This window comes from Arthrobacter sp. 05L45_2, from assembly GCF_056397525.1.
Map to the genome: position 1 here is coordinate 1 of NZ_JBFTNO010000021.1, position 25,041 is coordinate 25,041.

A 25,041-nucleotide genomic window follows, 5' to 3' on the forward strand; every position below is an offset into this window, starting at 1 on the left:
CTTTACGACGATCGCCAGAACGTCGCGGGCGGACAGCACGAGGTACTCGACGCCGCCGGTCTTGACTTCGGTTCCGCCGTACTTGGAGTAGATGACAACATCGCCGACGGCGACGTCTACGGGAACGCGGTTGCCGTTGTCGTCAAAGCGGCCGGGGCCAACTGCGACAACTTCGCCTTCCTGCGGCTTCTCCTGCGCGGAGTCCGGGATAACCAGGCCGGAAGCCGTGGTCTGCTCAGCTTCGAGCGGGCGGACAACAATACGATCCTCAAGAGGCTTAATAGAGACCGACACTCGGACCTCTCCTTTTCATCAGCAAATTCGTGGACGTTGAAGCTGTGGTGCCAAGGCGTACAGACCGTCGTCGCGGTGCCGGCAGCAGCCAGGCTGGTGAAGCTTCAGGTGTTAGCACCCGCCTAGGGAGAGTGCTAACGACGACTCTATGTAAGGTGTTAGCACTCGGTCAAGGTGAGTGCCAGAAGTTCGTCGTGGGTGAACGCCTGAGACGGACATGCCCATCCTTCGCGCCGGCCGATGGACATGCCCAGTGGTCCCGATGCGCATGCCCAGTCCTGGCTCTGAACAATGGACATGCCGGTTGGGGCGTGTCGCCGCTGGACATGTCCCGCGGAGTGCTTGCGGACATGCGCGACGTTGACGCCGAAGGATGGACATGCTCATTGGTGGGACCTGACAGTGGACATATCCGGGTTATGCCCAGTCCTGGCGCTGAAGAATGGGCATGTCCATCGCGGCCCCGCTCTGAACTAGGGACATGTCCGAGGAGTACTTGCGGGCACGCTCAACGTTGGCGCCGAAGGATGGACATGTCCAGTGGTGGCACCGACCAGTGGACATATCCGGATCATGCCCACTCCTGGCACTGAAAAATGGACATGTCCATCGTGGGCGGTAGGGGGCACCCCCCGGAACCCGACACCCCCAGCCCGCCTACTCCCCGGCGAGGTCCTCGTAATCCCAGTCCTGGCCGTCGTCGTCCTCGTCGATGCGGGGGGTCGAATTGCGTTCGCGGTACAGGACGAAGCCGCCTGCGAGTGCAGCCAGCGCGCCCAGCACGAGGAAGATTATGCCGCCAACCTTGGCTGCGGCGTAGGTGTCACGGATGGCCCGCGCCTCGTCCGTGGCGTCCTTCACGTCCTTGCCGCCCACGGAGTAGACGGTCGCGTTGAAGGAATCCAGGAAGAAGATGATGACCAGCAAGGCCACGCAGACGACCGCGACCACGCAGCCCGCGATCAGGGCCGGTCGCGCAAAACGCGCAATGCCCGTGCTGCGCACGGCCTCCGCCGCGGCCTCCCCGCCGGTTTGCTCGCTGGTGCCTGCCGTGCCGAAGTCGTTTGTGTCCCTGCCGTTCATGCCGTCCAGCCTATCGGTCGCGCCGGGCGTTCCGCGCCTGAACTACGCTTGATGGCATGGCTGAGACGACGCAGGACCAGATCGCCCCGCTGCTCAATCCGGAAGGCTGGGAGCTGCTCGCGTCGCTCGGGCCCTACCGGGAGGAGGAGGCTTTCCGCCTAAACGCCTCGCTCCGGAAGGCCGGGCACTCCCCCGAACTGGTCTCCGCGGCACTCACCCAGTCCCGGCTGCGGACCAAGGCCGAGGCCAAGTTTGGCGAGTTCGCGCGGCAGATGATTTTCACCCGGGCCGGCCTGGAACAGGCCACACGGCTGACCGTGGCTGCACGGCATGCGCAGCGCTTCGCCGAGGCCGGGGTGGCCCACGTGGCGGACCTGGGCTGCGGCCTGGGCGCCGACTCCATGGCTCTGGCCTCCCTGGACATCACGGTCACCGCCGTGGAACTCGATGAAACCACCGCCGCCTGCGCCACCATGAACCTGATCCCGTTCCGGAACGCCACCGTCGTCCACGCCGACGCCGCCGCCGTCCCGCTCGAGGGGATCGACGGAGTCTGGCTCGACCCTGCACGGCGCACCACCTCGTCCTCGGGAACCAAACGGCTCTGGGATCCGGAAGATTTCTCGCCGCCGCTGTCCTTTGTGGAATCGCTGGCAGGTTCGGGCCGCGCCGTGGGCGTGAAGATGGGCCCCGGCATGCCGCACGCCTCCGTGCCCGCCGGCTGCGAGGCCCAATGGGTTTCGGTGGGCGGCGACGTCACCGAGGTGGCGCTCTGGTTCAACGCGGTCCGCCGGCCCGGAATCCGGCGCGCCGCGCTGGTCCTGGGGCCGCAGGGCGCCGCGGAACTCACCAGCACCGAGGACTTCGACGCCGGACCCGAGGCCCCCGTGGGCCCGGTGGAGGGCTACCTCTATGAGCCCGACGGCGCCGTGATCCGCGCCGGCCTGGTGGCCGACGTCGCGCTCCAGCTGGGCGGGCACCTGCTGGATGAACACATCGCCTACATCTGCGCACCGGACCTGCGCGACAGCCCCTTCGCCCGCGCTTACAAGGTCCTGGAAGTGCTGCCGTTCAACGTCAAGCTCCTCAAGGCCTGGGTGCGGGACAACGGCGTCGGCGTCCTGGACATCAAGAAGCGCGGCACCGCCGTCACTCCTGAGGAACTCCGCAAGCAGCTGCTCCCGGGCGGCAAGACCGGCAAGAATGCGGCGAAGAAGACGGCCACCCTGGTCCTGACCAGGATCGGCGAGGAACGGGTGGCCATTTCGGTGGAGCCGGTGTCAGCCGAGTCCGCCTGAGCCCAACGGCCCGAGCCGAGTCCGCATAAACAAACAGGCCCGCTACAGGCCCGCTACTGGGCGCGCATGAACTCCTCGGCGGCACGGACCTGCTCGGCGTCGGGCCGCACGCCGGTGTAGAGCACAAACTGTTCGAGCGCCTGGATGGTGGCCACTTCGGCTCCGGTGATGACGGGTTTGCCGGCCGCGCGTGCCGCCTTGATCAGGGGTGTCTCGGCTGGCAGGGCGACGACGTCGAASACCACCTTCGCGGCGTCCACTGCGGCTTGCGGGAAGGACAGCGCGTCGGCGTCCGGGCCGCCTGCCATGCCCACCGGCGTCACATTGATGAGCATGTCCGCGGCCCCGGCGCCCGTCCCCGTGGCGGGAATCGCCGCGAGCCAGTCGAAGCCATACAGGCCGGCGAGTGCCCGGCCGGCCTCCTCGTTGCGGGCGATGATGGTGACCCGCCGGAAACCCGCATCGCGGAGGGCCGCCGCCGTCGCCTTCGCCATGCCGCCGGCGCCCAGCAGCCACACCGAGTAGTCGGCGGGGACCGCGTTGCGCTGCAGCAGCTGCTCGATGGCGGTGTAGTCGGTGTTGTACGCCGTGAGCCGGCCGCCGTCGTTCACGATCGTGTTGACCGACTCGATCGCCCGTGCCGACGGGTCCATCGCGTCCACCAGGGCGATGACGTCCTCCTTGTAGGGCATCGACACCGCACACCCGCGGATCCCGAGGCCCCGCACGCCGGCGATGGCCTGGGCGAGGTCAGTGGGGGCGAAGGCCTTATAGATCCAGTTCAGGCCCAGCTGGTCGTAGAGGTGGTTGTGGAAGCGCGTTCCGTTGTTGCTCGGCCGGGCCGAGAGCGAGATGCACAGGGTCATGTCTTTATTCAGGATGGGCACAGCACAATTAAACGCCACCCCGCCGCGGCCGCCCCATGTGAACACTCTCACGTAACAGCCGCCACCTGGCCGCCAGTCCGCCGCCACCCCTGCACTAGACTTGGAGCACCGTTGCCGTGCCGCAGCAGGCCGCTTCCGCGGCGGACGCCAACGCCGACGCCGACGGTGGGGACAAACCGTCAGTTCAGGCCGTCATTGGGGCAGTCGGTTCAGGCCGTCACGCATCACAGCACAACCGGGCATTCATGGCGCGCAGCACTGGCGGGCGACACAACAGCGAAGGGACCACATGAAGATTGATTTCGCTTCATCCGGGCAATCAACTCTTGGTGTGGAATGGGAACTCGCGCTAGTCAACGCAGAGACCGGTGAACTGGCCTCCGTGGCCGGCGAAGTGCTCCGCGGCGTCGCTGCCCGGCACCCCGAACTGAACGAGGATGACGAACACCCGCACATCAAGCAGGAACTGCTGCTGAACACCGTGGAACTCGTCACCGGCATCTGCACCACCGTGGCGGAAGCCAAAGCGGACCTGAACAGTTCACTCGCCGCTGTCCGCGAAGTGACCGACCCCATGGGTGTGGAGGTCTTCTGCGCCGGCAGCCACCCGTTCAGCCCCCCGCAGCTGCAGCCCGTCACGGACAAGGAACGGTACGCGAAGCTGATCGACCGCACCCAGTGGTGGGGCCGGCAGATGGTCATCTACGGCGTCCACGTGCACGTAGGCCTGGACAGCCGCGACAAGGTCCTGCCCGTCCTGGACGGACTGGTCAATTACTTCCCGCACTTCCAGGCACTCTCCGCGTCCAGCCCGTTCTGGGGCGGCGAGGACACCGGCTACGCCTCGCACCGCGCGCTGATGTTCCAGCAGCTGCCGACGGCGGGACTGCCGTTCCAGTTCGCCAGCTGGCAGGAATACGAGTCCTACGTCCAGGACATGTTCACCACCGGGGTGATCGATACCCTCTCCGAGATCCGCTGGGACATCCGCCCGGTTCCCAACCTCGGCACCATCGAAATGCGCATCTGCGACGGCCTGGCCACCATTGAGGAAGTCGGCGCGATCGCGGCCCTCACCCAGTGCCTCGTGGACGAGTTCTCCACCATCCTGGACAACGGCGGCACCATCCCCACCATGCCGCCGTGGCACGTACAGGAGAACAAGTGGCGGGCGGCCCGCTACGGCCTGGAGGCCATCATCATCCTCGACGCCGAAGGCAACGAACAGCTGGTCACCGACCACCTGCGGGAGACRCTGGCCCGGCTCGAACCCGTCGCCGCGAAGCTCGGCTGCACCGCGGAGCTGGCCGACGTCGAGAAGATMATCGAGCGCGGCGCCGGCTACCAGCGTCAGCGCCGGGTGGCCGCGGAGCACGGCGGTGACCTGCGCGCCGTCGTCCTGGACCTCGTCGACCAGATGCGCAAGGGACCCGAAGCGTAGACAGCCTGCGGGTTCTCCTCGGGCTCCCGGCTGGCCGTTAGGCGGACACCGAGGTCACGGGCATCGACGAGTCGGGGGCGAAGCCGATCCCGCTCGGCGCGGTCCCGGACATCACCAGCTGCGCACCCAACGCCGCCACCATGGCGCCGTTGTCCGTGCAGAGCTGCAGCGGCGGCACCGTCAGCCGGATGCCGGCGGCACGGCAGCGCTGTTCGGTAAGCTGGCGCAGCCGCGAGTTGGCCGCCACTCCCCCGCCCAGCAGCAGCTCGGTAATGCCGTTCTCGCGGCAGGCCAGCACCGCCTTGGCCGTGATCACATCCACCACGGCTTCCTGGAAGGCCGCCGCGACGTCGGCCACCGGCACCTCTTCGCCGCGGGCCTCGAACTGCTCCACGCAGCGTGCGACGGCGGTCTTGAGTCCGCTGAAGGACCAGTCGTAACGGTGCGGGCCGGGTTCCTCCGCGGTCCCCATGTACTTGGGCTGGGTGAGGCCGCGCGGGAACCGGATGGCCTTCGCATTGCCGGTGCGCGCCAGTTTGTCGATGGCCGGGCCTCCGGGGTAGCCGAGGCCCAGGAGCCGGGCCACCTTGTCGTAGGCCTCGCCGGCGGCGTCGTCGATCGTGGAGCCCAGGAGTTCGACGTCGTCGGTGATGCTGCGGATCCGCAGGATCTCGGTATGGCCGCCGGACACCAGGAGCGCGCCGAGATTTTCGGGCAGGGCTGGGACCTGCGGTCCGCCGTCGTCGCCGGTGTCGAGCAGCCCGACGCCGACGTGCGCCACCAGGTGGTTGATGGCGTACAGCGGTTTGCCGGTGGCGACGGCGAGCGCCTTGGCCGCGCACACGCCCACCATCAGAGCGCCTGCGAGACCGGGCCCGGAGGTGACGGCGATCGCGTCGATGTCGTCCAGCGCCACGTCAGCATCGGCGAGGGCCTCCTGGAGGGTGGGAACAAACGCATCGAGGTGGGCGCGGGAGGCGATCTCGGGAATGACACCGCCGAAGCGGACGTGCTCCTCCATGGACGAGGAGACCGTGTTGGCCAGCAGCCGGGTGCCGCGGACAATGCCCACGCCGGTCTCGTCGCACGAGGACTCGATCCCCAGCACCAGTGGCTGGGAGCTGTGCAGGGGGTGGCTCATTCTCGGCCCGCTTCCGTTGGCTGGGTGTCGTCGGTACCGGCCGCCGGCCGGCCGTCCGTGTGCAGTTGCAGGCGCATGATCAGCGCATCAACGCCGTCCCGGTAGTAGCGCGGGCGGACGTGGATCTGCTCGAAGCCGAAACGCCGGTAAAGCTGCTGCGCACGGGGGTTGTCGGCCCGTACCTCCAGCAGCACGTCCGCGGCATGCCGCAGCCGGCTTTCCCGGATTAGTTCGGTCAGCAGCGCGGAGCCGATGCCGCGCCCCTCCTGTTCGGGCACGACGGCGATGGTCTGGACGTCCGCGATGGGCTCGATGCACATCAGACCCGCATAGCCGACGATCTCGCCGGCGGACTCCGCAACGAGGTAGCGCCGCGTTTCGGTCTGCGCGAGTTCATCGAAGAACATCTGCAGCGGCCAGGCGTCCACCGGGAACAGCCGGCACTCCAGGACATGGACGGCGGGAATGTCCGCCGGCGTCATCGGCCGGAGGCTCATCCCGGCAGGATTGGCACCCGCCGGGGTCTGCGCGGCGGTCACAGGGCGCGCTTCCGCGGGCCGGGGACCTGGGCGTCGGACTCGCGCAGGTACAGCGGTGTGGTGTCCAACAGCTGTTGTCCGGCAGTGAGCCGGGCGAGCGCGAACTGGCCGAGGGACAGCGCCTCGGGCTGGCGTCCGGCGAATCCGGGTACGGCGTCGAGGACTTCGGGGTAGAGCCCGGCGCCCGCACCGAAGACGGGCAGGTTGGGCAGGCCGGCAGCGAAGCCTACGTGGGGCCCGTCGAGCAGTTCCGGAAGCTGGCCGTCGGCCAGGGCGTAGCGGGCCCAGTAGACCTCTTTGCGCCGGGCGTCGGTGGCGACGATGAATTCGGCGGCCCCCTCGGTGGACTCGGCCACCTCCAGGGCGATCGCGTCCAGGCTCATCAGCCCGTACAACGGTTTCTGCCAGACGTACGCAAGGCTGCGGGCGGTGACGATGCCGGAGCGCAGGCCGGTGAACGGTCCCGGGCCTACCCCGGCGACGATGACGTCGACGTCGGCCCCGCTGAGGCCGGCTTCGGCGAGGAGCTGGGCGATGCCGGGGGCCAGGACCTCGGCGTGGCTGCGGGTGTCCTCGGTGGCGAAGCTGCCCACCACCGATTCCGGTGAATCGTCCGAAACGAGGGCGGCGCTGGCAACGGCCGAGGTATCAATGGCAAGGATCAGCATCTTCAGTCCGTTTCCGGGGTTGCGGGACGTCCGGGCGGTGCGGCGAGGACGGCCGGCGGCTCGGCCCAGCGCGGACCGAAGCCGCGGAAGACCACGGTGCGGGGCTCGTCGGCGTCGTCGGTGTCGAAATCGAGGACGACGTCGGCGGGGACGGTGTCGGTGGGGGCGGGCTGCGGGGCGCCGCCGTCGTCGTGCGGCTGGGGCGCGCCGACCGCGTGGGCGCCGCCGAGCTGGCGGTACAGCTCAATCTCCAGCCGGCTCTCGCTCAGGTGCTCCACCCGGTCGCGGCCCCATTCCACCACCGTGACCGCGCTGTCCATGGTGTTTTCGAGGTCGATGTCGTCGATTTCAGCGGCAGACGCGAGCCTGTAGGCATCCACGTGGACCAGGTCGGGACCGCCGGGACGGGGCCCGTCGGGCAGGTTGGGGTGGATCCGGACCAGTACAAACGTGGGCGAGATGACCCCGGCGCGAACGCCGAGGCCCTCCCCCAGTCCCTGGGTGAACGTGGTTTTCCCGGCGCCGAGTTCGCCCGTGAGGACCAACAGGTCACCGGCCTCCAGCCCTGCACCGAGGGCGGCTGCGAGCGCGTGGGTCTGTTCAGCGGTACCCACCTCGAGGGTCCGCTCCCAGGCAGGTTCGCTCACTGGGCTGCCCCGCTGGTGGCCTCTTCGTTGATGTAGCGCCGGGGCACGCGGGGGCTGATGCGGGTGACGATTTCGTAATTGTTGGTTCCCGCGGCCCTGGCCCAGTCCTCGGCGGTGGGGCCGCCGTCGGCGCCGTCACCGAACATCACGGCTTCGGCGCCCAGCACGCTGGGGCCGCCCTCGGTGACGTGGAGCGGGCCGAGGTCGATCACCATCTGGTCCATCGCGATGCGGCCAACCACGGGATAGTTCACCCCGCCCACCCGGATGGGTCCGCCCGTGGCGACGCGGGGAACGCCGTCGGCATAGCCCAGCGGGACGAGGCCCAGTGTGCTGGCGCCGKCGGTGCGGTAGTTGAGGCCGTAGGAGACACCCTGGCCGGCGGGGACGTCCTTGCAGTGCGAGACAAGCGTCCGGACCGTCATCGCCGGCCGCAGCCCCACCTCCGCGGACCCCTGCTCTTCGAACGGGGACAGGCCGTAGATGCCGAGCCCCACCCGGACCAGGTCGAAGTGGGTGTCGGGGCGGGACAGCGTCGCCGGGGTGTTGGCGAGGTGCCGGACTTCGGGGTCGACGCCGGCGTCCTGCGCCATCGCGAGGATTTCGCGGAAAGCGGCCAGTTGCTGGTCGGTCTCGGGGCGCTCGGGCTCATCGGCGACGGCGAGGTGCGAGAAGATCCCGACGACGCGCAGCAGGCCCTGGTCCTGATATTCCATGGCCTCGCCCAGCAGGGTGTCCCAGGAGGCGAGGGTGGCCCCGTTGCGGCCGAGGCCGGTGTCCACTTTCAGGTGGATCCGGGCCGGGCGCTCCTGTTCGCGGGCGGCGGCCACGATCTGGCCCAGCTCCCAGYCGGAGCAGCCAATGTCGATCCCGGCCGCGACGGCGGCGGCAAAGTTGCTTTCCGGGGTGTGCAGCCAGGCCAGCAGCGGGGCGTCGATGCCGGCGGCACGCAGGGCAAGGGCCTCCGAGATGTGCGCGACACCGAGCCAACTGGCCCCTGCGCTGAGCGCCGCCCGGGCCACCGGGATGGCCCCGTGCCCGTAGGCGTCTGCCTTGACGACGGCCATCACCTTTGCCGGGGAAGCGACCGCTGCCAGACGCCGCACATTGTGCCGGATGGCCTCAAGGTCAATGACGGCCGAGCGTTCCTCGACCCGGTCGGTCCCGGCTTCCGCCGCGGGCCGGAAATCACCTGTTGCTGCTGGGTATATCACCGTTCGATTCTACGGGTGGTCGCAGGGCGTGCTGAATTCCGCGATCGCCGGGCAGGGATGGACATGCCCATCGGTGGACAGGACTCCCGCCCCGGACCACCAACGGACATGTCCATCCTTCACGCCCACCACTGGACACTTACGGAATATGCCCACCCCCCCATGCCCAGGAATGGGCATGTCCGTCCGCGGACACGACTCAAGGCCCGGACCACCAACGGGCATGTCCATCCTTCACGCCACCCACTGGACACTTACCGAGTATGCCCACCCGCCGCGCCCAGGGATGGGCATGTCCGTCCGCGACAAGCTATCCAGGCCACGCAGCCACCCCCGGCAACGCCCACCCCTACGCGTCGGAGAGATGCGCGATGGTCGCCGTCGCCCGCCGTTGCGCTTCCGGCGGCACGTCACGGACGATATCCTCCAGAAAGCGGTAGCGGCGCAACCACTGGCTGCCCTGGCGCTCCTTGCGGGCATTCGCGCGCTGCCACCAGTCGGCGAGGTCGCCCCAGCCGGGCGCGGCCAGCGACCCGCCGACGTGCTGCACGGCCAGGGCCGCGCAAAGGTTGGCGAACCGCAGCCGGTCCCCCAGTGGCCAGCCCGCCAGGCAGCCCACAATAAACGCGGCGCCGAAGCAGTCCCCCGCCCCGGTGGGGTCGTAGGCCGGGACCGGCAGCGCAGGAACCCACTCCTCCTCGCCGGTCTCGGAGTCCACCGCCATGGCGCCCTGCGGACCCAGCGTCACCACGGCCACGGGGACTTGGTCCGCGAGCGCATACAGCGCGGCCCACGGGTTGTCCTTGCCGGTGAACGCCATGGCCTCCTGCTGGTTGGGCAGGAAGGCGTGGAAGTATTTCAGGTTCTCCAGCCGGGACTGCGCCCATGTGCCCGTGGGATCCCAGCCGACGTCACCAAACAGCCGGACGCCGGCCCGGTGCGCGTCGACGGCCCAGGGTTCCAGTTCCTCGCCCAGTTCGGCGACGGCGGCGAGCGCGGGCGGCGGGCAGCCGATGAGCTCGGTGGAGGAGACCGGCGCCGGATGCCCGTGGGTCACCATGGAGCGGTCCTTCTCGACGCTGAGCGACACGGTGACCGGGGAATGCCATCCCGGGACACGCCGGGACAGCGACAGGTCAACGTGTTCCTGCCGGTCCAGGATCTTCCAGTTGTAGTCGCCGTAGCCGTCATCGCCGAACGCGGCGGCCAGCGCGGTGCGCAGCCCCAGCCGGGCCGCGGCGATGGCCTGGTTGGCCACCCCGCCCGGGCAGCTGCCCATCCCGTCGCTCCAGATCTCGGTGCCGGGCCGGGGTGCATGCGGCAACCCGGTGAAGATGATGTCCTGGAACACGGTGCCCGTCAGGAGCAGGTCGAAGCCGCCCGCCCCGGGGGTCCGGACGGCGGCGAGCGGGTCGAAGCGCGGCGCTGGGATCGCGTCCATACACGGCACACTACGCCGTCCCGGTACCCCGCGAAAGGCGGCGCTCCGGGCCCGTGGCCCGGGTGCCGAATAGACTGCAGGCATGCGGCTAATGATTGCCGGCGGCGGCGGATTCCGCGTGCCGCTGGTCTACCGGGCGCTCTCCGCCGGCCCCTACGCCGGGCTGGTGCGCGAGCTGGTGCTCTACGACGTCGACGCCGGCCGGCTCGCTGCGATCCGGGCCGTGCTGGCCGCCATGCCGGGGCCTGCGGCCGCCGAGGGTGCTGCCCGCGGCGGCCCGCCCATCCTGGCCACCACCTCCCTGGCCGAGGCCCTGACCGGCACGCACATGGTCTTCGCGGCCATCCGTCCGGGCGGCACCGCGGGGCGGACCGCCGACGAGCGGGTGGCCCAGAGGCTGGGGTTGCTGGGCCAGGAGACCACCGGGGCGGGCGGTATTTCCTACGCCCTGCGCACCATCCCGCCCATGCTGGACCTGGCCCGGTCCATGAAACGCCTCTGCCCGGAAGCGTGGCTGGTCAACTTCACCAATCCGGCCGGGATGGTCACCGAGGCGCTGGTCCCTGAGCTCGGCGGCAGGGTGGTGGGGATCTGCGACTCGGCCGGCGGGCTGGTGCACCGAGCGGCGCGGGCCGCCGGCGTCGTCCTCCCGGAGGGGCGGCTGGACGGGGTGGGCTATTACGGGCTTAACCATCTGGGCTGGCTGTACCGGCTCCGGTCCGGCGGACGTGACGTCCTCCCGGACCTGCTCGCCAGCCCCGGCGCCCTGGCCGGCTTCGAAGAGGGCCGCCTGTTCCCGCAGCCGTTCCTGGCGGACTTGGGCTGCCTGCCGAACGAGTACCTGTATTACTACTACAACACCGCCCGCGCCGTGGCCGCCATGCAGGCCGCACCGCAGACCCGCGGGGAATCCATCCACCAGCAGCAGTCCGGACTCTACCCGCGGCTCGCTTCCGGGGGCCCCGACGCCTACCGGCTCTGGGACGCCGCCCGCCGCTCCCGGGAAGAGGGATACCTGGCCGATGCCCGGACCGCCGGCGAACAGCGGGACGAAGAGGACCTGGCCGGCGGCGGGTACGAACGCGTCGCGCTGGCGGTCATGCGGGCGCTCTCCGGCGGCGGGGACGCCGAGCTGGTCCTCAACACCCCCAATGCGGTGCCCGGGCCCGGCGGCGCCGTGTCGGCCGCGATTCCCGGCCTCCCGGCGGACGCCGTCGTCGAGGTTCCCTGCCGGGTGAACGCCGACGGCGTGGTGCCGCTGCCGCAGGACCGCCCGGCGGAAGCGCAGCTGGCGTTGATGCGGCGGATCAAGGAGGTGGAACGGCTGGTGGTCCGGGCGGCCGGGCCGCGGGGCGCTGACGCGCCGTCGTCCGGCGCGGACGGCCCGTCGTCAGGCACGGACGCGCCCTTCGACCGGCGGGAGGCGGCGCTGGCGGCCTTCGCCCGGCATCCCCTGGTCGATTCGGAAGTACTCGCCGGACGGCTGCTGGCCGGATATGAGGCCGCGTTCCCCGCGCTCACGGAGCTGTGGACCGCGGACGCCTAGAGCCGGCGGTACATCACGTGCAGGCCCACGTAGCCCAGCTGCGGGTGCCGGAAGGCCTCCGGGATGGTGGCCAGGATCTCGAAGCCCATGCCCTGCCACGCCGCAACAGCCCGGGTATTGCTTTCCACTACGGCGTTGAACTGCATGGCACGGAACCCGGCGGCCCGTGCGGCGTCCAGCGAGTAGGCGCACAAGGCCCGGGCCACACCCCGTCCGCCGTGAGTTGCCCCCACCATGTAGCCGGCGTTGGCCACGTGGCTGCCCGCGCCGCCCTGGTTCGCGTGCAGCTCCCCGGTGCCCAGCACCACGCCGTCGAGCTCGCCGGTCCCGACCGCCACGAAGGTCTGGCCGGGGGACGTCTTGATCCACTTGCTGCGCGCCTGGTCCTCGGTGGTGTCGCGTTCCCAGGTGAACGTCTCCCCTGCCCGGATGACGGGCTCCAGGATCTCCCAGATGGCAGGCCAGTCCTCAGCGGTGGCCTCGCGGATCCGGTACGGTGCCTCCGCGGGAGGGATTTGTGCAGGTGCGTTCACAGCCGTCACGTTAGCATCAGGCGGGACCCCGCCGGCCGGGCCGCTGTACAGGAGTAGTGTTTTATCGAATCCACGTCACGCCAAGGGAAGGAAGCAGATGCCGCTGGTCCGCCGGGTCGCGTTCCTGTCCCTGCACACCTCCCCCATGGAGCAGCCCGGTTCCGGGGACGCTGGCGGCATGAACGTGTACATCCGGGCCCTCGCGGCGGCACTCGCCGAGACCGGCGTCGAAGTGGAAATCTTCACCAGGTCCACCGCGGCCGGGCAGGCCGCCGTCGAGCACCCGTCACCCGGTGTCTGCGTCCACAACGTCCTCGCCGGCCCGCCGCGGAAACTCCCCAAAGAGGAACTGCCGGCACTGCTGCACAGCATGGTCGCGGAGATCGAYCGGATCCGCCAACTCCAGCCGCACGGCCGCTATGACGTCATCCATTCCCACTATTGGGTCTCGGGCGTCGCCGGGCTGGAGCTTTCGGAGCTGTGGGGGGTGCCGCTGGTACACACCATGCACACCATGGCCAAGGTCAAGAACCTGCTCCTGGAGTCCGGCGAGCAGCCCGAACCGCGCCGGCGTGAGGACGGTGAGCACCGGATCGTCGACGGCGCCACCCGGCTGATCGCCAATACCGGCGCCGAGGCCGCGGAACTGGTCTCGCACTACGCCGCCGACCCGGACCGCATCGACGTCGCGCCCCCGGGGGTGGACCTTTCCGTCTTTACCCCCGCGTTCCGAAGCCGAGCCCGCACCGAGCACAACGTCCCACCGGGCCGGTTCCACCTGCTGTTCGCCGGACGGATCCAGCGGCTCAAGGGCCCGCAGATCCTGGTCAAGGCGGCCGCGCTGCTGCGTGCGCGGCGCCCGGACATCGACCTGCAGCTGACCATCCTCGGTGCGGTGAGCGGGGCGCGGGATTTCGACCTCAAGTCCTTGATCAGCGCCGCCGGAATGGACGACGTCGTCACACACCACCCGCCGGTCAGCGCGCCCAAACTGGCCGGGTGGTACCGTTCGGCCGACGTCGTGGTGATGCCGTCCTACAGCGAGTCCTTCGGGCTGGTGGCCCTGGAGGCCCAGGCCTGCGGCACGCCGGTGGTCGCCACGAAGGTCGGCGGGCTGTCCCGGGCCATCTTCGACGGCCGGACCGGGCTGCTGGTGGAGGGCCACAAGGCGGCGGACTGGGCGGATGCGCTGGAGGCGCTGCACGACGATCCGGCCACCCGGGAGGACATGGGCCGGGCCGCGTCGGTGCACGCACAGGATTTCGGCTGGCAACGCACCGCCGCGATCACGCAGGAGAGCTACCAGGCCGCACTGGTCCAGTACCTTGGAAGTCGAAGCATCCCGGCGGGCCACGCGCACTGACCGGACGCCAGACGGGCCTCCCGGGTGGAACCGCCGGCCGGAGCCCACGAAGCCACGAGCTGAAGGACACCGATGTCTGAGAACACCACCGAACACGCCGCAGCCAGCACCGCAGGGCGCATCCTGAGCGATCTGGAGATCGCACAACGGGCCACCATGCGGCCCATCGAGGACGTGGCCGCCGCGGCCGGGATCAATCCGGAGGCCCTGGAATTCTACGGCCGGTTCAAGGCCAAAATCGACCCCGCCAAACTGCGCCGCGACGCCGCGCACACCCCGGGCAAGGTGGTGCTGGTCTCGGCGATGTCCCCGACTCCGGCCGGGGAGGGCAAGTCCACCACCACCGTGGGCCTGGCGGACTCCCTGGCCCGCGCCGGGCACCGGGTGATGATTGCGCTGCGTGAACCCTCGCTGGGCCCGATCCTGGGGATGAAGGGCGGGGCCACCGGCGGCGGCTACTCCCAGGTCCTGCCGATGGACGAGATCAACCTGCACTTCACCGGCGACTTCCACGCCATCACCTCGGCGAACAACGCCCTTATGGCGCTGGTGGACAACCACATCTACCAGGGCAACGTGCTGAACATCGATCCGCGCCGGATGACGTTCAAACGGGTCCTGGACATGAACGACCGTGCGCTGCGTGAAGTGGTGATCGGCCTCGGCGGCCCCACCCAGGGTGTGCCGCGGCAGGACGGTTTCGACATCACGGTCGCCTCGGAAATCATGGCCGTGTTCTGCCTGGCGACTGATCTTGACGACCTCCGGGCACGGCTGGGCCGGATCACCTTCGGCTACACCTACGACCGGGAACCGGTCACGGTCGCAGACCTCGGCGTCCAGGGCGCCCTGACCATGCTCCTCAAGGATGCGATCAAACCCAACCTTGTGCAGACCATCGCGGGCACCCCGGCCCTGGTCCACGGCGGCCCCTTCGCCAACATCGCGCACGGCTGCAATTCCCTGATTGCCACGCAGACAGCCCGCAGCCTGGCCGACGTCGTCATCACCGAGGCCGGCTTCGGCGCGGACCTGGGCGCTGAAAAGTTCATGGACATCAAGGCGCGGATGGCCGACGTCGCCCCGTCCGCCGTCGTGGTGGTGGCCACGATCCGTGCGCTCAAGATGCACGGCGGCATCGCCAAGGACCAGCTCAAGGAGCCGAACGTCGAGGCCCTGGCCGCCGGCGTCGCAAACCTGCAGCGGCACGTGCGCAACGTGGAGAAGTTCGGCATCACCCCCGTAGTGGCCATCAACAAGTTCGGTACCGACAGCCCGGAGGAGCTGCAGTGGCTGCTGGACTGGTGCGCTGCCGAGGGTGTTCAGGCCGCGGTAGCGGACGTCTGGGGCCGCGGCGGAGGCGGCGACGGCGGTGACGAACTCGCCGCGAAGGTCGCCGCCGCCATCGACGCCCCGCACGGTTTCCGGCACCTGTACCCGCTGGAGATGTCCGTGGAGGACAAGATCCGCACCATCGTGCAGGAAATCTATGGGGCCGACGGCGTCGACTTCTCCGTTCCGGCGCTCAAGCGGCTCGCGGAGATCGAGAAGAACGGCTGGTCAGGGATGCCGGTCTGTATGGCGAAAACCCAGTATTCGTTCAGCGACGACGCCACCAAGCTCGGCGCACCGAAGGGCTTCACGGTGCACGTGCGGGACCTGATTCCCAAGACGGGCGCCGGGTTCATCGTCGCGCTGACCGGCGCCGTGATGACCATGCCGGGCCTGCCGAAGGTCCCGGCGGCCATGCGAATGGACGTTGACGCCGACGGAAACCCTGTCGGCCTCTTTTAAAGCCGGATGCCCTATCACTTTTGGTCCCTAACCCGGGGGTTGAGGGACCAAAAGTGATAGGGCAACAGGTGGGGTTTAGCGCTCCAGGTCGCCGCGGATGAACGCCTCGACCTTTTCGCGGCCCAGGTCATCGTTGAACTGCTCCGGCGGGGACTTCATGAAGTAGCTCGACGCCGACAGCAGCGGGCCGCCGATGCCGCGGTCCAGGCCGATCTTGGCCGCGCGTACGGCGTCGATGATCACACCGGCGGAGTTGGGCGAGTCCCAGACCTCCAGCTTGTATTCGAGCGATACCGGGGCGTCGCCGAAGTTGCGGCCCTCAAGGCGGACGAAGGCCCATTTGCGGTCATCGAGCCACTGGACGTAGTCCGACGGGCCGATGTGGACGTCCTTGGCCGCGAGGTCGGCCTCGACGTTGGAGGTTACGGCCTGGGTCTTGGAGATCTTCTTGGACTCGAGCCGGTCGCGTTCCAGCATGTTCTTGAAGTCCATGTTGCCGCCGACGTTCAGCTGGTACGTGCGGTCCAGGGTCACGCCGCGGTCTTCGAACAGCTTGGCCATAACGCGGTGCGTGATGGTGGCGCCGATCTGGCTCTTGATGTCGTCGCCCACGATCGGGACGCCGGCGGCGGTGAACTTGTCCGCCCATTCCTTGGTTCCGGCGATGAAGACCGGCAGCGCGTTGACGAACGCCACGCCGGCGTCGATGGCGCACTGGGCGTAGAACTCGGCGGCTTCCTGCGACCCGACGGGCAGGTAGCAGACCATCACGTCGACCTTGGCGTCCTTGAGGGCCTGGACCACGTCAACGGGCTCGTCCGGGGACTGATCGATGGTCTCGAGGTAGTACTTGCCGAGGCCGTCGAGGGTCGGGCCGCGCTGGACGGTGACACCGGTCGGCGGGACGTCGGCGATCTTGATGGTGTTGTTTTCGCTGGCCATGATGGCGGCGGACAGGTCCTGGCCCACCTTCTTGCCGTCGACGTCGAACGCGGCAACGAACTGCACGTCGTTGACGTGGTACTTGCCGAACTCCACGTGCATCAGACCCGGAATCGTGGCCTGGGGGTCGGCATCCTTGTAGTACTGGACACCCTGGACCAGCGAAGTGGCACAGTTACCCACGCCGACGATTGCAACACGAATCGGATTTGAAGACACGAAACTCCCTTTTGAACAAACTTCACATGCCCGGCGCGGGCGTACTCTGCTGTACGACGGCGGCAAACGGGCATAACGCCATGCGGCTCACTTGCATTCTAGTCAACGGCGCCGCGGTCCAGGTTGTTCCCGGCCGCGGCACCGAATCTGTTACCGCTTGGGGACTACCGCCGCGGCGAGGGCTCCGGGCTCACTTCTGGGCCCAGAGGTTGATGTCGGACTCGACGGCGAACTCGTCGATCGCGTCCAGTTCCTCGGCGGTGAAGTCCAGGTTGTTGATGGCAGACAGGGTGTCCTCGAGCTGCCGGACGCTGGAGGCACCCACCAGCGCGGACGTCACCGGAATGCCCTTGCCCTGCTCCCGGAGGATCCAGGCGATCGCCATCTGCGCGAGGCTCTGGCCCCGCCCCTCGGCGATCCGGTTGAGGCCACGTACCCGGTCCAGCTTCTCCCCGGTAATGCTTGCCTCGTCCAGGGACTTGTCCTGGGCGGCGCGGGAGTCGTCCGGGACGCCGTTCAGGTAGCGGTCGGTGAGCATGCCCTGCGCCAGCGGCGAGAAGGCGATGGCTCCGGCCCCGGTCTGGTCCAGGGCCTCGAAGAGGTTGGGGCTGCCGTTCTCGGTCCAGCGGTTCAGCATGGAGTAGCTCGGCTGGTGGATCAGCAGCGGCGTGCCCAGCTCCTTGAGGATCCGCGCCGCCTCGAGGGTCTGTTCCGGGGTGTAGGACGAGATGCCGGCGTAGAGGGCCTTGCCGGAGCGCACGGCCTGGTCCAGGGCGCCCATGGTCTCCTCCAGCGGGGTCTCCGGGTCCGGCCGGTGGCTGTAGAAGATGTCCACGTAGTCCAGGCCCATCCGGCCCAGCGACTGGTCCAGGCTGGCCAGCAGGTATTTCCGGGAGCCGAAATTGCCGTAGGGCCCGGGCCACATGTCGTAGCCGGCCTTCGTGGAAATGATCAGTTCATCCCGGTACGGGGCGAAATCGTCCTTGAAGTGGCGGCCGAAGTTGGTCTCGGCGCTGCCGTAGGGCGGTCCGTAGTTGTTCGCGAGGTCAAAGTGGGTGACCCCGAGGTCGAAGGCGCGGCGCAGGATGGCGCGCTGCACCTCGAAGGGCTTGTCGTCGCCAAAGTTGTGCCAGAGGCCCAGGGAGATGGCCGGCAGTTTCAGGCCGCTGCGTCCAACGCGGCGGTAGGGCATGGTGTCGTATCGGGTTYCCGCTGCAACATAAGTCATGGTCTTATCCTGTCCTATTCCGGGGCGACTGGTGAGCCGGCTGAGACGACGGCGGCGCTGTGGCCGGGCAACGCGACCTCACCATTGCCGAGGTTCACGGCGTCGTCGGTACCCAGCAGCAGCGTGCTGCCCCCAACGGCCACGCGGCGGGGTTCGGCGGAGAAGTTCATGGCGACCTCCACACCGCCGCGCCGCAGCAAAAGCCAGCCGTTTTCCTCGCTGAAGTCGACGGCGGTGTCCGCGAAGCCCGCTTCGGCCAGTTCCGGGGTTGCGCGGCGCAGCGCGATCAGTTGCCGGTACAGCTCCAGGAGCCGGGCGTGGTCGCCGGCCTGCGCCTCCGCCCAGTCCAGCTTGGAGCGGGTGAACGTGGCCGGATCCTGCGGGTCGGGCACCACGGCGGGGTCCCAGCCCATCCGTTCGAATTCCTTGATCCGGCCCTCGGCGGTGGCTTTGCCCAGTTCCGGTTCCGGGTGCGAGGTGAAGAACTGCCAGGGCGTGGTGGCGCCGTACTCCTCGCCCATAAACAGCATCGGGGTGAACGGTGAGGTCAGCGTCGCGACGGCGGCGAGCGCCAGCGGCCCGTAGCCGAGGGTCTGGGAGAGCCGGTCTCCGGTGGCCCGGTTGCCGATCTGGTCGTGGTTCTGGCTGCAGACCACCAGCGCGGCAGGGTGCACCAGGGCGGTGTTGATCGGCCGGCCGTGATGCCGGCCCCGGAAACTTGAGTAGCTGCCGTCGTGGAAGAAGCCCTTCTCGAGGACCTTGGCCAGGGCGGCGAGCGAATCGAAGTCGCTGTAGTAGCCGGTGGTTTCGCCGCTGACGTTGACGTGGACGGCGTGGTGGAAGTCATCGCTCCACTGCCCGGCGAGGCCGTAGCCGTTCAGGTCCCGCGGGTAGAGCAGGCGCGGGTTGTTCAGGTCCGATTCGGCAATCATGGTCGCGGGACGGCCGGTCTCGGCGGCAACGGCATCGGCCAGGGCGCCAAAGTCCTCGAGCAGGTGCACCGCGCGCTCGTCCTTGAAGGCGTGCACGGCATCGAGCCGGAGGCCGTCCACGTGGTAGTCGCGCAGCCACATGGCGGCGTTGTCCAGGATGTAGCGTCGCACCTCATCGGAGCCGGGGCCGTCCAGGTTCACCGAGTCGCCCCAGGTGTTTCCCTCGCCGGACTTCAGGTAGGGCCCGAACCTCGGCAAGTAGTTGCCGCTGGGGCCGAGGTGGTTGTAGACCACGTCCTGGATGACGCCCAGCCCGGCGGCGTGCGCTGCGTCGACGAACCGCTGGTACGCGGCCGGTCCGCCGTAGCCCTCGTGCACCGTGTACCAGAGGACCCCGTCGTAGCCCCAGTTGTGGGTGCCGTTGAACCCGTTGACCGGCAGCAGCTCGACGTAGTCGACACCGAGCCCGGCCAGGTAGCCGAGTTTGCCGATGGCGGCATCCAGGGTTCCCTCCGGGGTGAAGGTGCCCAGATGCAGTTCGTAGATCACACTGCCCTGCAGCTCGCGGCCGGCCCATTGCCCGTCGGTCCACTGGTGGCTGCCGGCGTCGAAGGTCCGCGAGAGCGAGTGCACGCCGTCGGGCTGCCGACGGGACCGGGGGTCCGGCAACGGCGTGGTCTCCCCGTCCAGGAGGTAGCCGTAATCGACGTCGCCGGAGGCCGGAGCGTCCGGCGCGCTCCACCAGCCTCCGGCTTCGGCCCGGCGCATCGGGTACTCCCGGCCGTCCGCCAGGAGGGTGACCTCCCGGGCGTCCGGTGCCCAGAGGTCGAAGCGGGCGGTTCCGTGTGCAGGCAGAGTCATTGCCGTTCCCCTATGTCAGTTCGTCAGTTCGTGCGATTCAATCAGCCGGGGCCAGCAGGGCCACCGGGTAGTCGCGGAGGATCTCCGCCACGTCGACGCTGCCCGGGCCGAAGGACCGGCCGCTGAGCTGGTCCGTCATGGCGGCGTCGAGGCGGATGGCAGTATCCTGCCAACCTCCCCGCTGCTCCAGGCCCCGGGGCAAGCGGGTGGCCAGGGTGACGGCTCCCGGGGTGCCCGCACCGCGGTCGAACGCGATCAGGTGCCCGGAGGCGGCGCCGGTGGCCGCTACGGGCGTGTAGCCGGTGAAGTATTCCGGCCGGTCCCGGCGCAGCCGCAGCGCCCGGGAGGTCACCAGCAGCTTGGCGGCATCGTCGCGGTACGACGCCGGCAGCTCACCGGCGTCGAGCGCAGCGAGGGCGTCCCGGCGCGCAGCGAAGTCGAAGGGCCGCCGGTTGTCCGGATCCGTGAGCGACCGGTCCCAGAACTCGGTGCCCTGGTAGACGTCGGGCACGCCGGGCATGGTGAGCTGGACCAGTTTCGCGCCGAGGGCGTTGGCGGCGCCGTACGGGTCCAGCAGGGCCACGAGCCCGTCGAGTTCGGCGCGCACTCCGGGGTTGTCGAACGCCGCGTCCACGGCGGCCGTCAGCTTGGCCTCGAAGTCCTCATTCGGATCCAGCCAGTCGGTCGAGTTGCCGGCCTCGCGCGCCGCTTTCTGCGCGTAGGACTGGAGCCGTTCCCGGTCCGCGGGCCACACGCCCGCGATGGCCTGCCACAGCAGGTTGGCCAGCGGCCCGTCGGGCAGCGGTGCCAGTTCCTGCAGGCGCTGCAGCGCAGCGGTCCATTCGGGGGCCAGTTCGGCGAGCACGGAGATCCGTGCCCGGGTGTCCTCACTGCGTTTGGTGTCGTGGGTGCTGAGGGTGGTCATGGACAGCGGCAGGGCGGCCTGGCGGTGCGCCATCCGGGCGTGGAAGTCCTCGGTGGAGACTGAGAATTCGGTGGGGTCCGCGCCGACTTCCGTGAGGGTGCCCAGCCGGGTGTAGCGGAAGAACGCGGTGTCCTCCACCCCCTTGGCCATCACCATGCCGGAGGTCTGCTGGAAGCGGCGGCCCAGTTCGGCGTCGGCCCCGGGACCCGCTTTCAACAGATGGGGCAGCAGCGCCTGCACCCCTGCCTCCAGCTCCGGCCGGCGCTTGGCGGCGAGCGCGCAGGCTTCGCGCAGGACGTCCTCGCCGTCCGGCAGGTAGCTGCGGTAGACCGGGAASGCGGCGATGATYTCGGACAGYGCGTCGACCGCAGTGTCCGCGTCGATCCCGGCGTCAGCCGGCACCAGGCGGCCCAGCCGGCGCAGCTCGGAGTGCAGGATCCCGTCGGTGATCCGGCGTTTGGTGCCATGGATCATATCCTCGTAGTCCGCCGGGGTTCCGCCGCGCAGGGACGCGTCCAGGGCGTCGAGGCCCGCCTGGCCGGCGGGGTCGACGAAGACCCGGTCGACGTCGGCCAGGGCGTCGTAGCCGGTGGTCCCCTCGCATTCGAAGCCGGCCGGCAGGGCCTCCCCCGGCTCGAGGATCTTCTCGACCAGCAGGTACGCCCCTCCGGTCACGTCGCGCAGCCGCCGGAGGTAGCCTTCGGGATCGGCCAGGCCGTCCGGGTGGTCGATCCGCAGACCATCCACGAGTCCCTCGCGGAACCAGCGGACAATTTCCGCGTGCGCCTCGTCGAAGACTTCGGGGTCCTCCACCTTGATCCCGGCCAGGGAGTTGACGGCGAAGAAGCGGCGGTAATTCAGGTCGTTGTCCGCCCTGCGCCACCCCACCAGTTCGTAGTGCTGCCGGCCGTGGACCTCGCGCGGGTCATCCCCGTCCGAGTAGCTTCCGTCGGCCAGCGGGAAACGGTGGTCGTAGTAGCGCAGCTCGCCGTCGACCACCTTGAGGGCGTCGACGTCGGCATCCTCGCCCAGCACGGGAATCCGGATGCGTCCGCCGCCGAAGTCCCAGTCGACGTCGAACGCCGGGGCGTACGGCGACTGCTGGCCGTCCTTGAGCAGCGACCACCACCACGGGTTCTGGACCGGGGTGGCGACGCCGACGTGGTTGGGCACAATGTCCACCAGGACGCCCATGCCGGCCTCTTTGGCCGCGCGGGCGACGGCGTCCAGGCCCGCGGCGCCGCCGCGGTCAGGGTCGATCGCGGCGGGGTCGGTGACGTCGTAGCCGTGGTCCGAGCCCTTTTCCGCCGTCAGGATCGGCGACAGGTAGATCCAGTCGACGCCCAGGGACTTCAGGTAGGGCACGGTCGCGGCGGCGTCCTGCAGGGTGAAGCCGGGCCGGATCTGCAGCCGATAGGTCGAGACGGGGGTCCTCATGAATCGGTGGCCTTCGCTTCGCTGGCTTCCGCGGCCTTGGTCTGGGCCTGGACCATCTCCTCCTGCGCCTCTTCCTCGGCGGCCATGGCGGCCAGCGACGCGGCGGCGGAGTAGTCGACCTCCACTTCGGGACCGGAGTAGGCGCGCAGCACCACCATGGACTTGGCGCCCAGGGTCAGGGTGGATCCGGCCTTGAGCGGTTCGTTCTTGTCGGCCTGGTCGGCTGTGTCCACCAGGAGCTCCCAGAAGGGCGAGTACTCGTCGTTGGGCAGCGCGAAGTCCACGCCGTCGTCGTGGGCGTTGAACGCCAGGATGAAGCTGTCGTCGGTGATCTGGCGCCCGCGGGAGTCCTGCTCCTGGATGCCTTCGCCGTTGTAGAAGACGCCGATGGTCCGGCCGAAGCCGCTGCCCCAGTCCTCGGGCAGCATTTCGGTGCCGTCAGTCTTCAGCCAGACGATGTCCGGCAGTTTCTCGCCTTCGCCGCGGACCACGGGCCGGCCGTCGAAGAACCGGCTGCGGCGGAAGATCGGGTGGTCGTGGCGGATCTTGTTGACGAACGCGGTGAACTCCACGAGCGGCTGGTCCATGGCTTCCCAGTGCACCCAGCTCAGTTCGGAGTCCTGGCAGTAGGTGTTGTTGTTGCCCTGCTGTGTGCGGCCGAGCTCGTCGCCGTGCAGCAGCATCGGCACGCCCTGGGAGAGCAGCAGGGTGGCGATGAAGTTCCGCTGCTGGCGGGCGCGCAGGGTCAGGACGGTGTCGTTGTCCGTGTCGCCTTCCTCGCCGCAGTTCCAGGACCGGTTGTGGGATTCACCGTCGTTGTTGCCTTCGCCGTTGGCCTCGTTGTGCTTCTCGTTGTAAGAGACCAGGTCCCGCATGGTGAAGCCGTCGTGGGCGGTGACGAAGTTGATGGATGCCACCGGGCGCCGGGCGGAGCTCTCGTAGAGATCCGCGGAGCCGGTGAGGCGGGAGGCGAATTCACCCAGCGTGGAGGGCTCGCCGCGCCAGAAGTCACGGACGGTGTCGCGGTACTTGCCGTTCCATTCGGTCCATTGCGGCGGGAAGTTGCCCACCTGGTAGCCGCCGGGGCCCACGTCCCACGGCTCGGCGATGAGCTTCACCTGGGACACGATCGGGTCCTGCTGGATCAGTTCGAAGAAGGTGGAGAGCTTGTCGACATCGTAGAACTCGCGGGCCAGCGTGGAGGCGAGGTCGAAGCGGAACCCGTCGACGTGCATTTCGGTCACCCAGTAGCGCAGGGAGTCCATCAGCAGCTGCAGCGAGTGCGGGTGCCGGACGTTCAGCGAGTTGCCGGTGCCGGTGTAGTCCATGTAGTGCTTCTGGTCATTGTCGACCAGGCGGTAGTAGGCCTGGTTGTCGATGCCCTTGAAGGAGAGCGTGGGGCCGAGGTGGTTGCCTTCGGCGGTGTGGTTGTAGACGACGTCGAGGATCACCTCGATGCCGGCCCGGTGCAGCTCGCGGACCATGGCCTTGAATTCCTGGACCTGGTGCCCGACGTCGCCGGAGGAGCTGTACGTGTTCTGCGGCGCGAAGAAGCCGATGGTGTTGTAGCCCCAGTAGTTGTTGAGGCCCTTCTCGACGAGCGTGCCGTCGTTGACGAACTGGTGGACCGGCATCAGCTCGATCGCCGTCACACCGAGTTTCTTCAGGTGTTCGATCACAGCCGGGTGGGCGACGCCGGCGTAGGTGCCGCGCTGGTCCTCGGGGATCTCCGGGTGCAGCTCGGTAAGGCCCTTGACGTGCGCCTCGTAGATGACCGACTCGTGGTACGGGATCCGCAGCTGGCGGTCACCGTCCCATTCGAAGAAGGGGTTGATGACCACACCGTGCATGGTGTGCGGCGCCGAGTCGGCGTCGTTGCGGGAGTCCGGGTCGCCGAATTCGTAGGAGAAGAGCGCCGGGTCCCAGTCGATCTGGCCCTGGATCGCCTTGGCGTACGGGTCCATCAGCAGCTTGTTGGCGTTGAAGCGGTTTCCGCTCGCCGGGTCGTAGGGGCCGTGCACCCGGTACCCGTACTTCTGGCCGGGCTGGATCTGCGGGAGGTAGCAGTGCCAGACGTAGCCATCCACCTCGGTCAGCTCGATCCGCGTCTCGCTCAGGTCGTCGCCCAGGAGGCAAAGCTCCACGCGCTCGGCCTGTTCGCTGAACAGCGCAAAATTGGTGCCGGTGCCGTCAAAGGTGGCTCCCAGCGGGTAAGCCGTTCCGGGCCAGACTTCCATGTGTACTCCTCGTGCGATGCGGACAATCTCTAGACAGACTACTTGTAAGCAAGGTTAGTAATTGACCGGGGCCCCAGCGCGGGCGTTTTTGTTACAGCCTTGCGATAACCCGCGGGAGGGTTTTCGCGATGTCCGACGCCGTCAACGGGCCGCCGTCCGAGGCCGCGGTCCCGGCGCGGCCGTGCAGGCTCGCCGCCATCGCCGCGATGGCGGCCCACCGGTCGGGGCCGTCGATGCCGACGGCGCTGAACGCACCGGTGTCCTCCGCGAGCTGGGCGAGCAGGGCGCCCAGTACCCCGGCCAGGACGTCGCCGCTGCCGGCGGTGGCCATCCAGGGGCTCGCTTCCGCCTGGCTGAACACGGCACCCGAC

At 68.9% G+C, this 25,041-nt stretch carries 21 protein-coding genes; 5 read left to right on the forward strand and 16 right to left on the reverse strand.

Annotation, left to right across the window (positions count from 1 at the left end; all coding sequences use genetic code 11):
- Nucleotides 1–294 (reverse strand): co-chaperone GroES (groES, locus tag AC1DHD_RS03180; protein WP_056737866.1); only part of this gene is annotated, 294 nt, incomplete at its 3' end.
- A gap of 657 nt (nt 295–951) precedes the next feature.
- On the reverse strand, nt 952–1,377 hold the full coding sequence (locus AC1DHD_RS03185; protein ID WP_476878301.1) for a hypothetical protein: 426 nt from the start codon (nt 1,375–1,377) through the stop codon (nt 952–954).
- Nucleotides 1,378–1,433: 56 nt separating this feature from the next.
- Here AC1DHD_RS03185 and AC1DHD_RS03190 point away from each other — a divergent pair, with 56 nt between their 5' ends.
- Nucleotides 1,434–2,675, forward strand: a complete 1,242-nt coding sequence (locus AC1DHD_RS03190) for a class I SAM-dependent methyltransferase (protein ID WP_476878302.1) — start codon at nt 1,434–1,436, stop codon at nt 2,673–2,675.
- 53 nt (nt 2,676–2,728) lie between these two features.
- On the opposite strand, the gene AC1DHD_RS03195 is transcribed toward AC1DHD_RS03190, so the two are convergent.
- Entirely contained in the window at nt 2,729–3,562 is an 834-nt protein-coding gene (locus AC1DHD_RS03195; protein WP_476878303.1) for a shikimate 5-dehydrogenase, read from the reverse strand.
- A gap of 289 nt (nt 3,563–3,851) precedes the next feature.
- Here AC1DHD_RS03195 and AC1DHD_RS03200 point away from each other — a divergent pair, with 289 nt between their 5' ends.
- Complete coding sequence (locus AC1DHD_RS03200; RefSeq protein WP_476878304.1) at nt 3,852–5,003, forward strand: glutamate--cysteine ligase; 1,152 nt, start codon at nt 3,852–3,854, stop codon at nt 5,001–5,003.
- 37 nt (nt 5,004–5,040) lie between these two features.
- Here the strand turns inward: AC1DHD_RS03200 and tsaD are convergent, their stop codons facing one another.
- The 6 genes from tsaD to AC1DHD_RS03230 form a co-directional block, all read right to left on the reverse strand.
- Nucleotides 5,041–6,132, reverse strand: coding sequence for a tRNA (adenosine(37)-N6)-threonylcarbamoyltransferase complex transferase subunit TsaD (tsaD, locus tag AC1DHD_RS03205; protein ID WP_476878319.1), 1,092 nt, complete (start codon nt 6,130–6,132; stop codon nt 5,041–5,043).
- Nucleotides 6,133–6,140: 8 nt separating this feature from the next.
- On the reverse strand, nt 6,141–6,641 hold the full coding sequence (gene rimI, locus AC1DHD_RS03210) for a ribosomal protein S18-alanine N-acetyltransferase (protein ID WP_476878320.1): 501 nt from the start codon (nt 6,639–6,641) through the stop codon (nt 6,141–6,143).
- Nucleotides 6,642–6,679: 38 nt separating this feature from the next.
- Nucleotides 6,680–7,351, reverse strand: coding sequence for a tRNA (adenosine(37)-N6)-threonylcarbamoyltransferase complex dimerization subunit type 1 TsaB (gene tsaB, locus AC1DHD_RS03215; protein WP_476878305.1), 672 nt, complete (start codon nt 7,349–7,351; stop codon nt 6,680–6,682).
- A 2-nt stretch (nt 7,352–7,353) separates the two neighbouring features.
- Nucleotides 7,354–7,998, reverse strand: a complete 645-nt coding sequence (gene tsaE / locus AC1DHD_RS03220) for a tRNA (adenosine(37)-N6)-threonylcarbamoyltransferase complex ATPase subunit type 1 TsaE (RefSeq protein WP_476878306.1) — start codon at nt 7,996–7,998, stop codon at nt 7,354–7,356.
- The gene (gene alr / locus AC1DHD_RS03225) at nt 7,995–9,212 is read right to left on the reverse strand and encodes an alanine racemase (RefSeq protein ID WP_476878307.1); all 1,218 of its coding nucleotides are present in this window, start codon (nt 9,210–9,212) and stop codon (nt 7,995–7,997) included. Before alr ends, tsaE begins: the two co-directional genes overlap by 4 nt.
- Nucleotides 9,213–9,561: 349 nt before the next feature.
- A complete protein-coding gene (locus AC1DHD_RS03230; protein ID WP_476878308.1) occupies nt 9,562–10,653 on the reverse strand; it encodes a carbohydrate kinase family protein in 1,092 nt (363 codons plus the stop codon).
- Between the two features lie 82 nt (nt 10,654–10,735).
- Between AC1DHD_RS03230 and AC1DHD_RS03235 the strand changes: the two genes are divergently transcribed.
- Nucleotides 10,736–12,199: a family 4 glycosyl hydrolase gene (locus tag AC1DHD_RS03235; RefSeq protein ID WP_476878309.1), complete on the forward strand. Its 1,464-nt coding sequence runs from the start codon at nt 10,736–10,738 to the stop codon at nt 12,197–12,199.
- Here the strand turns inward: AC1DHD_RS03235 and AC1DHD_RS03240 are convergent.
- Entirely contained in the window at nt 12,196–12,732 is a 537-nt protein-coding gene (locus tag AC1DHD_RS03240) for an N-acetyltransferase family protein (RefSeq protein ID WP_476878310.1), read from the reverse strand. The two genes, AC1DHD_RS03235 and AC1DHD_RS03240, sit on opposite strands and share 4 nt — an antisense overlap.
- 97 nt (nt 12,733–12,829) lie before the next feature.
- Between AC1DHD_RS03240 and mshA the strand changes: the two genes are divergently transcribed.
- Together mshA and AC1DHD_RS03250 are read left to right on the forward strand one after the other, a co-directional pair.
- The gene (gene mshA / locus AC1DHD_RS03245; protein ID WP_476878311.1) at nt 12,830–14,095 is read left to right on the forward strand and encodes a D-inositol-3-phosphate glycosyltransferase; all 1,266 of its coding nucleotides are present in this window, start codon (nt 12,830–12,832) and stop codon (nt 14,093–14,095) included.
- Between the two features lie 72 nt (nt 14,096–14,167).
- A complete protein-coding gene (locus AC1DHD_RS03250) occupies nt 14,168–15,889 on the forward strand; it encodes a formate--tetrahydrofolate ligase (RefSeq protein WP_476878312.1) in 1,722 nt (573 codons plus the stop codon).
- A gap of 75 nt (nt 15,890–15,964) precedes the next feature.
- Here the strand turns inward: AC1DHD_RS03250 and AC1DHD_RS03255 are convergent, their stop codons facing one another.
- From AC1DHD_RS03255 to AC1DHD_RS03280, 6 genes are all read right to left on the reverse strand, one after another.
- Nucleotides 15,965–17,050 (reverse strand): inositol-3-phosphate synthase, encoded by a 1,086-nt coding sequence (locus AC1DHD_RS03255; protein WP_476878313.1) that lies wholly within the window; start codon nt 17,048–17,050, stop codon nt 15,965–15,967.
- Nucleotides 17,051–17,240: 190 nt separating this feature from the next.
- Nucleotides 17,241–18,278, reverse strand: a complete 1,038-nt coding sequence (gene mgrA / locus AC1DHD_RS03260) for an L-glyceraldehyde 3-phosphate reductase (protein ID WP_476878314.1) — start codon at nt 18,276–18,278, stop codon at nt 17,241–17,243.
- Between the two features lie 14 nt (nt 18,279–18,292).
- Nucleotides 18,293–20,071, reverse strand: a complete 1,779-nt coding sequence (treZ, locus tag AC1DHD_RS03265; protein WP_476878315.1) for a malto-oligosyltrehalose trehalohydrolase — start codon at nt 20,069–20,071, stop codon at nt 18,293–18,295.
- A 37-nt stretch (nt 20,072–20,108) separates the two neighbouring features.
- Nucleotides 20,109–22,433, reverse strand: coding sequence for a malto-oligosyltrehalose synthase (gene treY, locus AC1DHD_RS03270; RefSeq protein ID WP_476878316.1), 2,325 nt, complete (start codon nt 22,431–22,433; stop codon nt 20,109–20,111).
- Nucleotides 22,430–24,670, reverse strand: a complete 2,241-nt coding sequence (gene glgX / locus AC1DHD_RS03275; RefSeq protein WP_476878317.1) for a glycogen debranching protein GlgX — start codon at nt 24,668–24,670, stop codon at nt 22,430–22,432. The genes treY and glgX overlap by 4 nt, the downstream gene beginning before the upstream one ends.
- Before the next feature lie 91 nt (nt 24,671–24,761).
- Nucleotides 24,762–25,041, reverse strand: a 280-nt coding sequence (locus tag AC1DHD_RS03280) for an NAD(P)H-hydrate dehydratase (protein WP_476878318.1), incomplete at its 5' end; no start/stop codon positions are given.

Bases quoted from the DNA above. Each gene is read 5' to 3' on its own strand.
- AC1DHD_RS03185 (WP_476878301.1), bottom strand. From the start codon at position 1,377: ATGAACGGCAGGGACACAAACGACTTCGGCACGGCAGGCACCAGCGAG.
- AC1DHD_RS03190 (WP_476878302.1), top strand. From the start codon at position 1,434: ATGGCTGAGACGACGCAGGACCAGATCGCCCCGCTGCTCAATCCGGAA.
- rimI (WP_476878320.1), bottom strand. From the start codon at position 6,641: ATGAGCCTCCGGCCGATGACGCCGGCGGACATTCCCGCCGTCCATGTC.
- tsaB (WP_476878305.1), bottom strand. From the start codon at position 7,351: ATGCTGATCCTTGCCATTGATACCTCGGCCGTTGCCAGCGCCGCCCTC.
- AC1DHD_RS03230 (WP_476878308.1), bottom strand. From the start codon at position 10,653: ATGGACGCGATCCCAGCGCCGCGCTTCGACCCGCTCGCCGCCGTCCGG.
- AC1DHD_RS03235 (WP_476878309.1), top strand. From the start codon at position 10,736: ATGCGGCTAATGATTGCCGGCGGCGGCGGATTCCGCGTGCCGCTGGTC.
- AC1DHD_RS03250 (WP_476878312.1), top strand. From the start codon at position 14,168: ATGTCTGAGAACACCACCGAACACGCCGCAGCCAGCACCGCAGGGCGC.
- treZ (WP_476878315.1), bottom strand. From the start codon at position 20,071: ATGACTCTGCCTGCACACGGAACCGCCCGCTTCGACCTCTGGGCACCG.
- glgX (WP_476878317.1), bottom strand. From the start codon at position 24,670: ATGGAAGTCTGGCCCGGAACGGCTTACCCGCTGGGAGCCACCTTTGAC.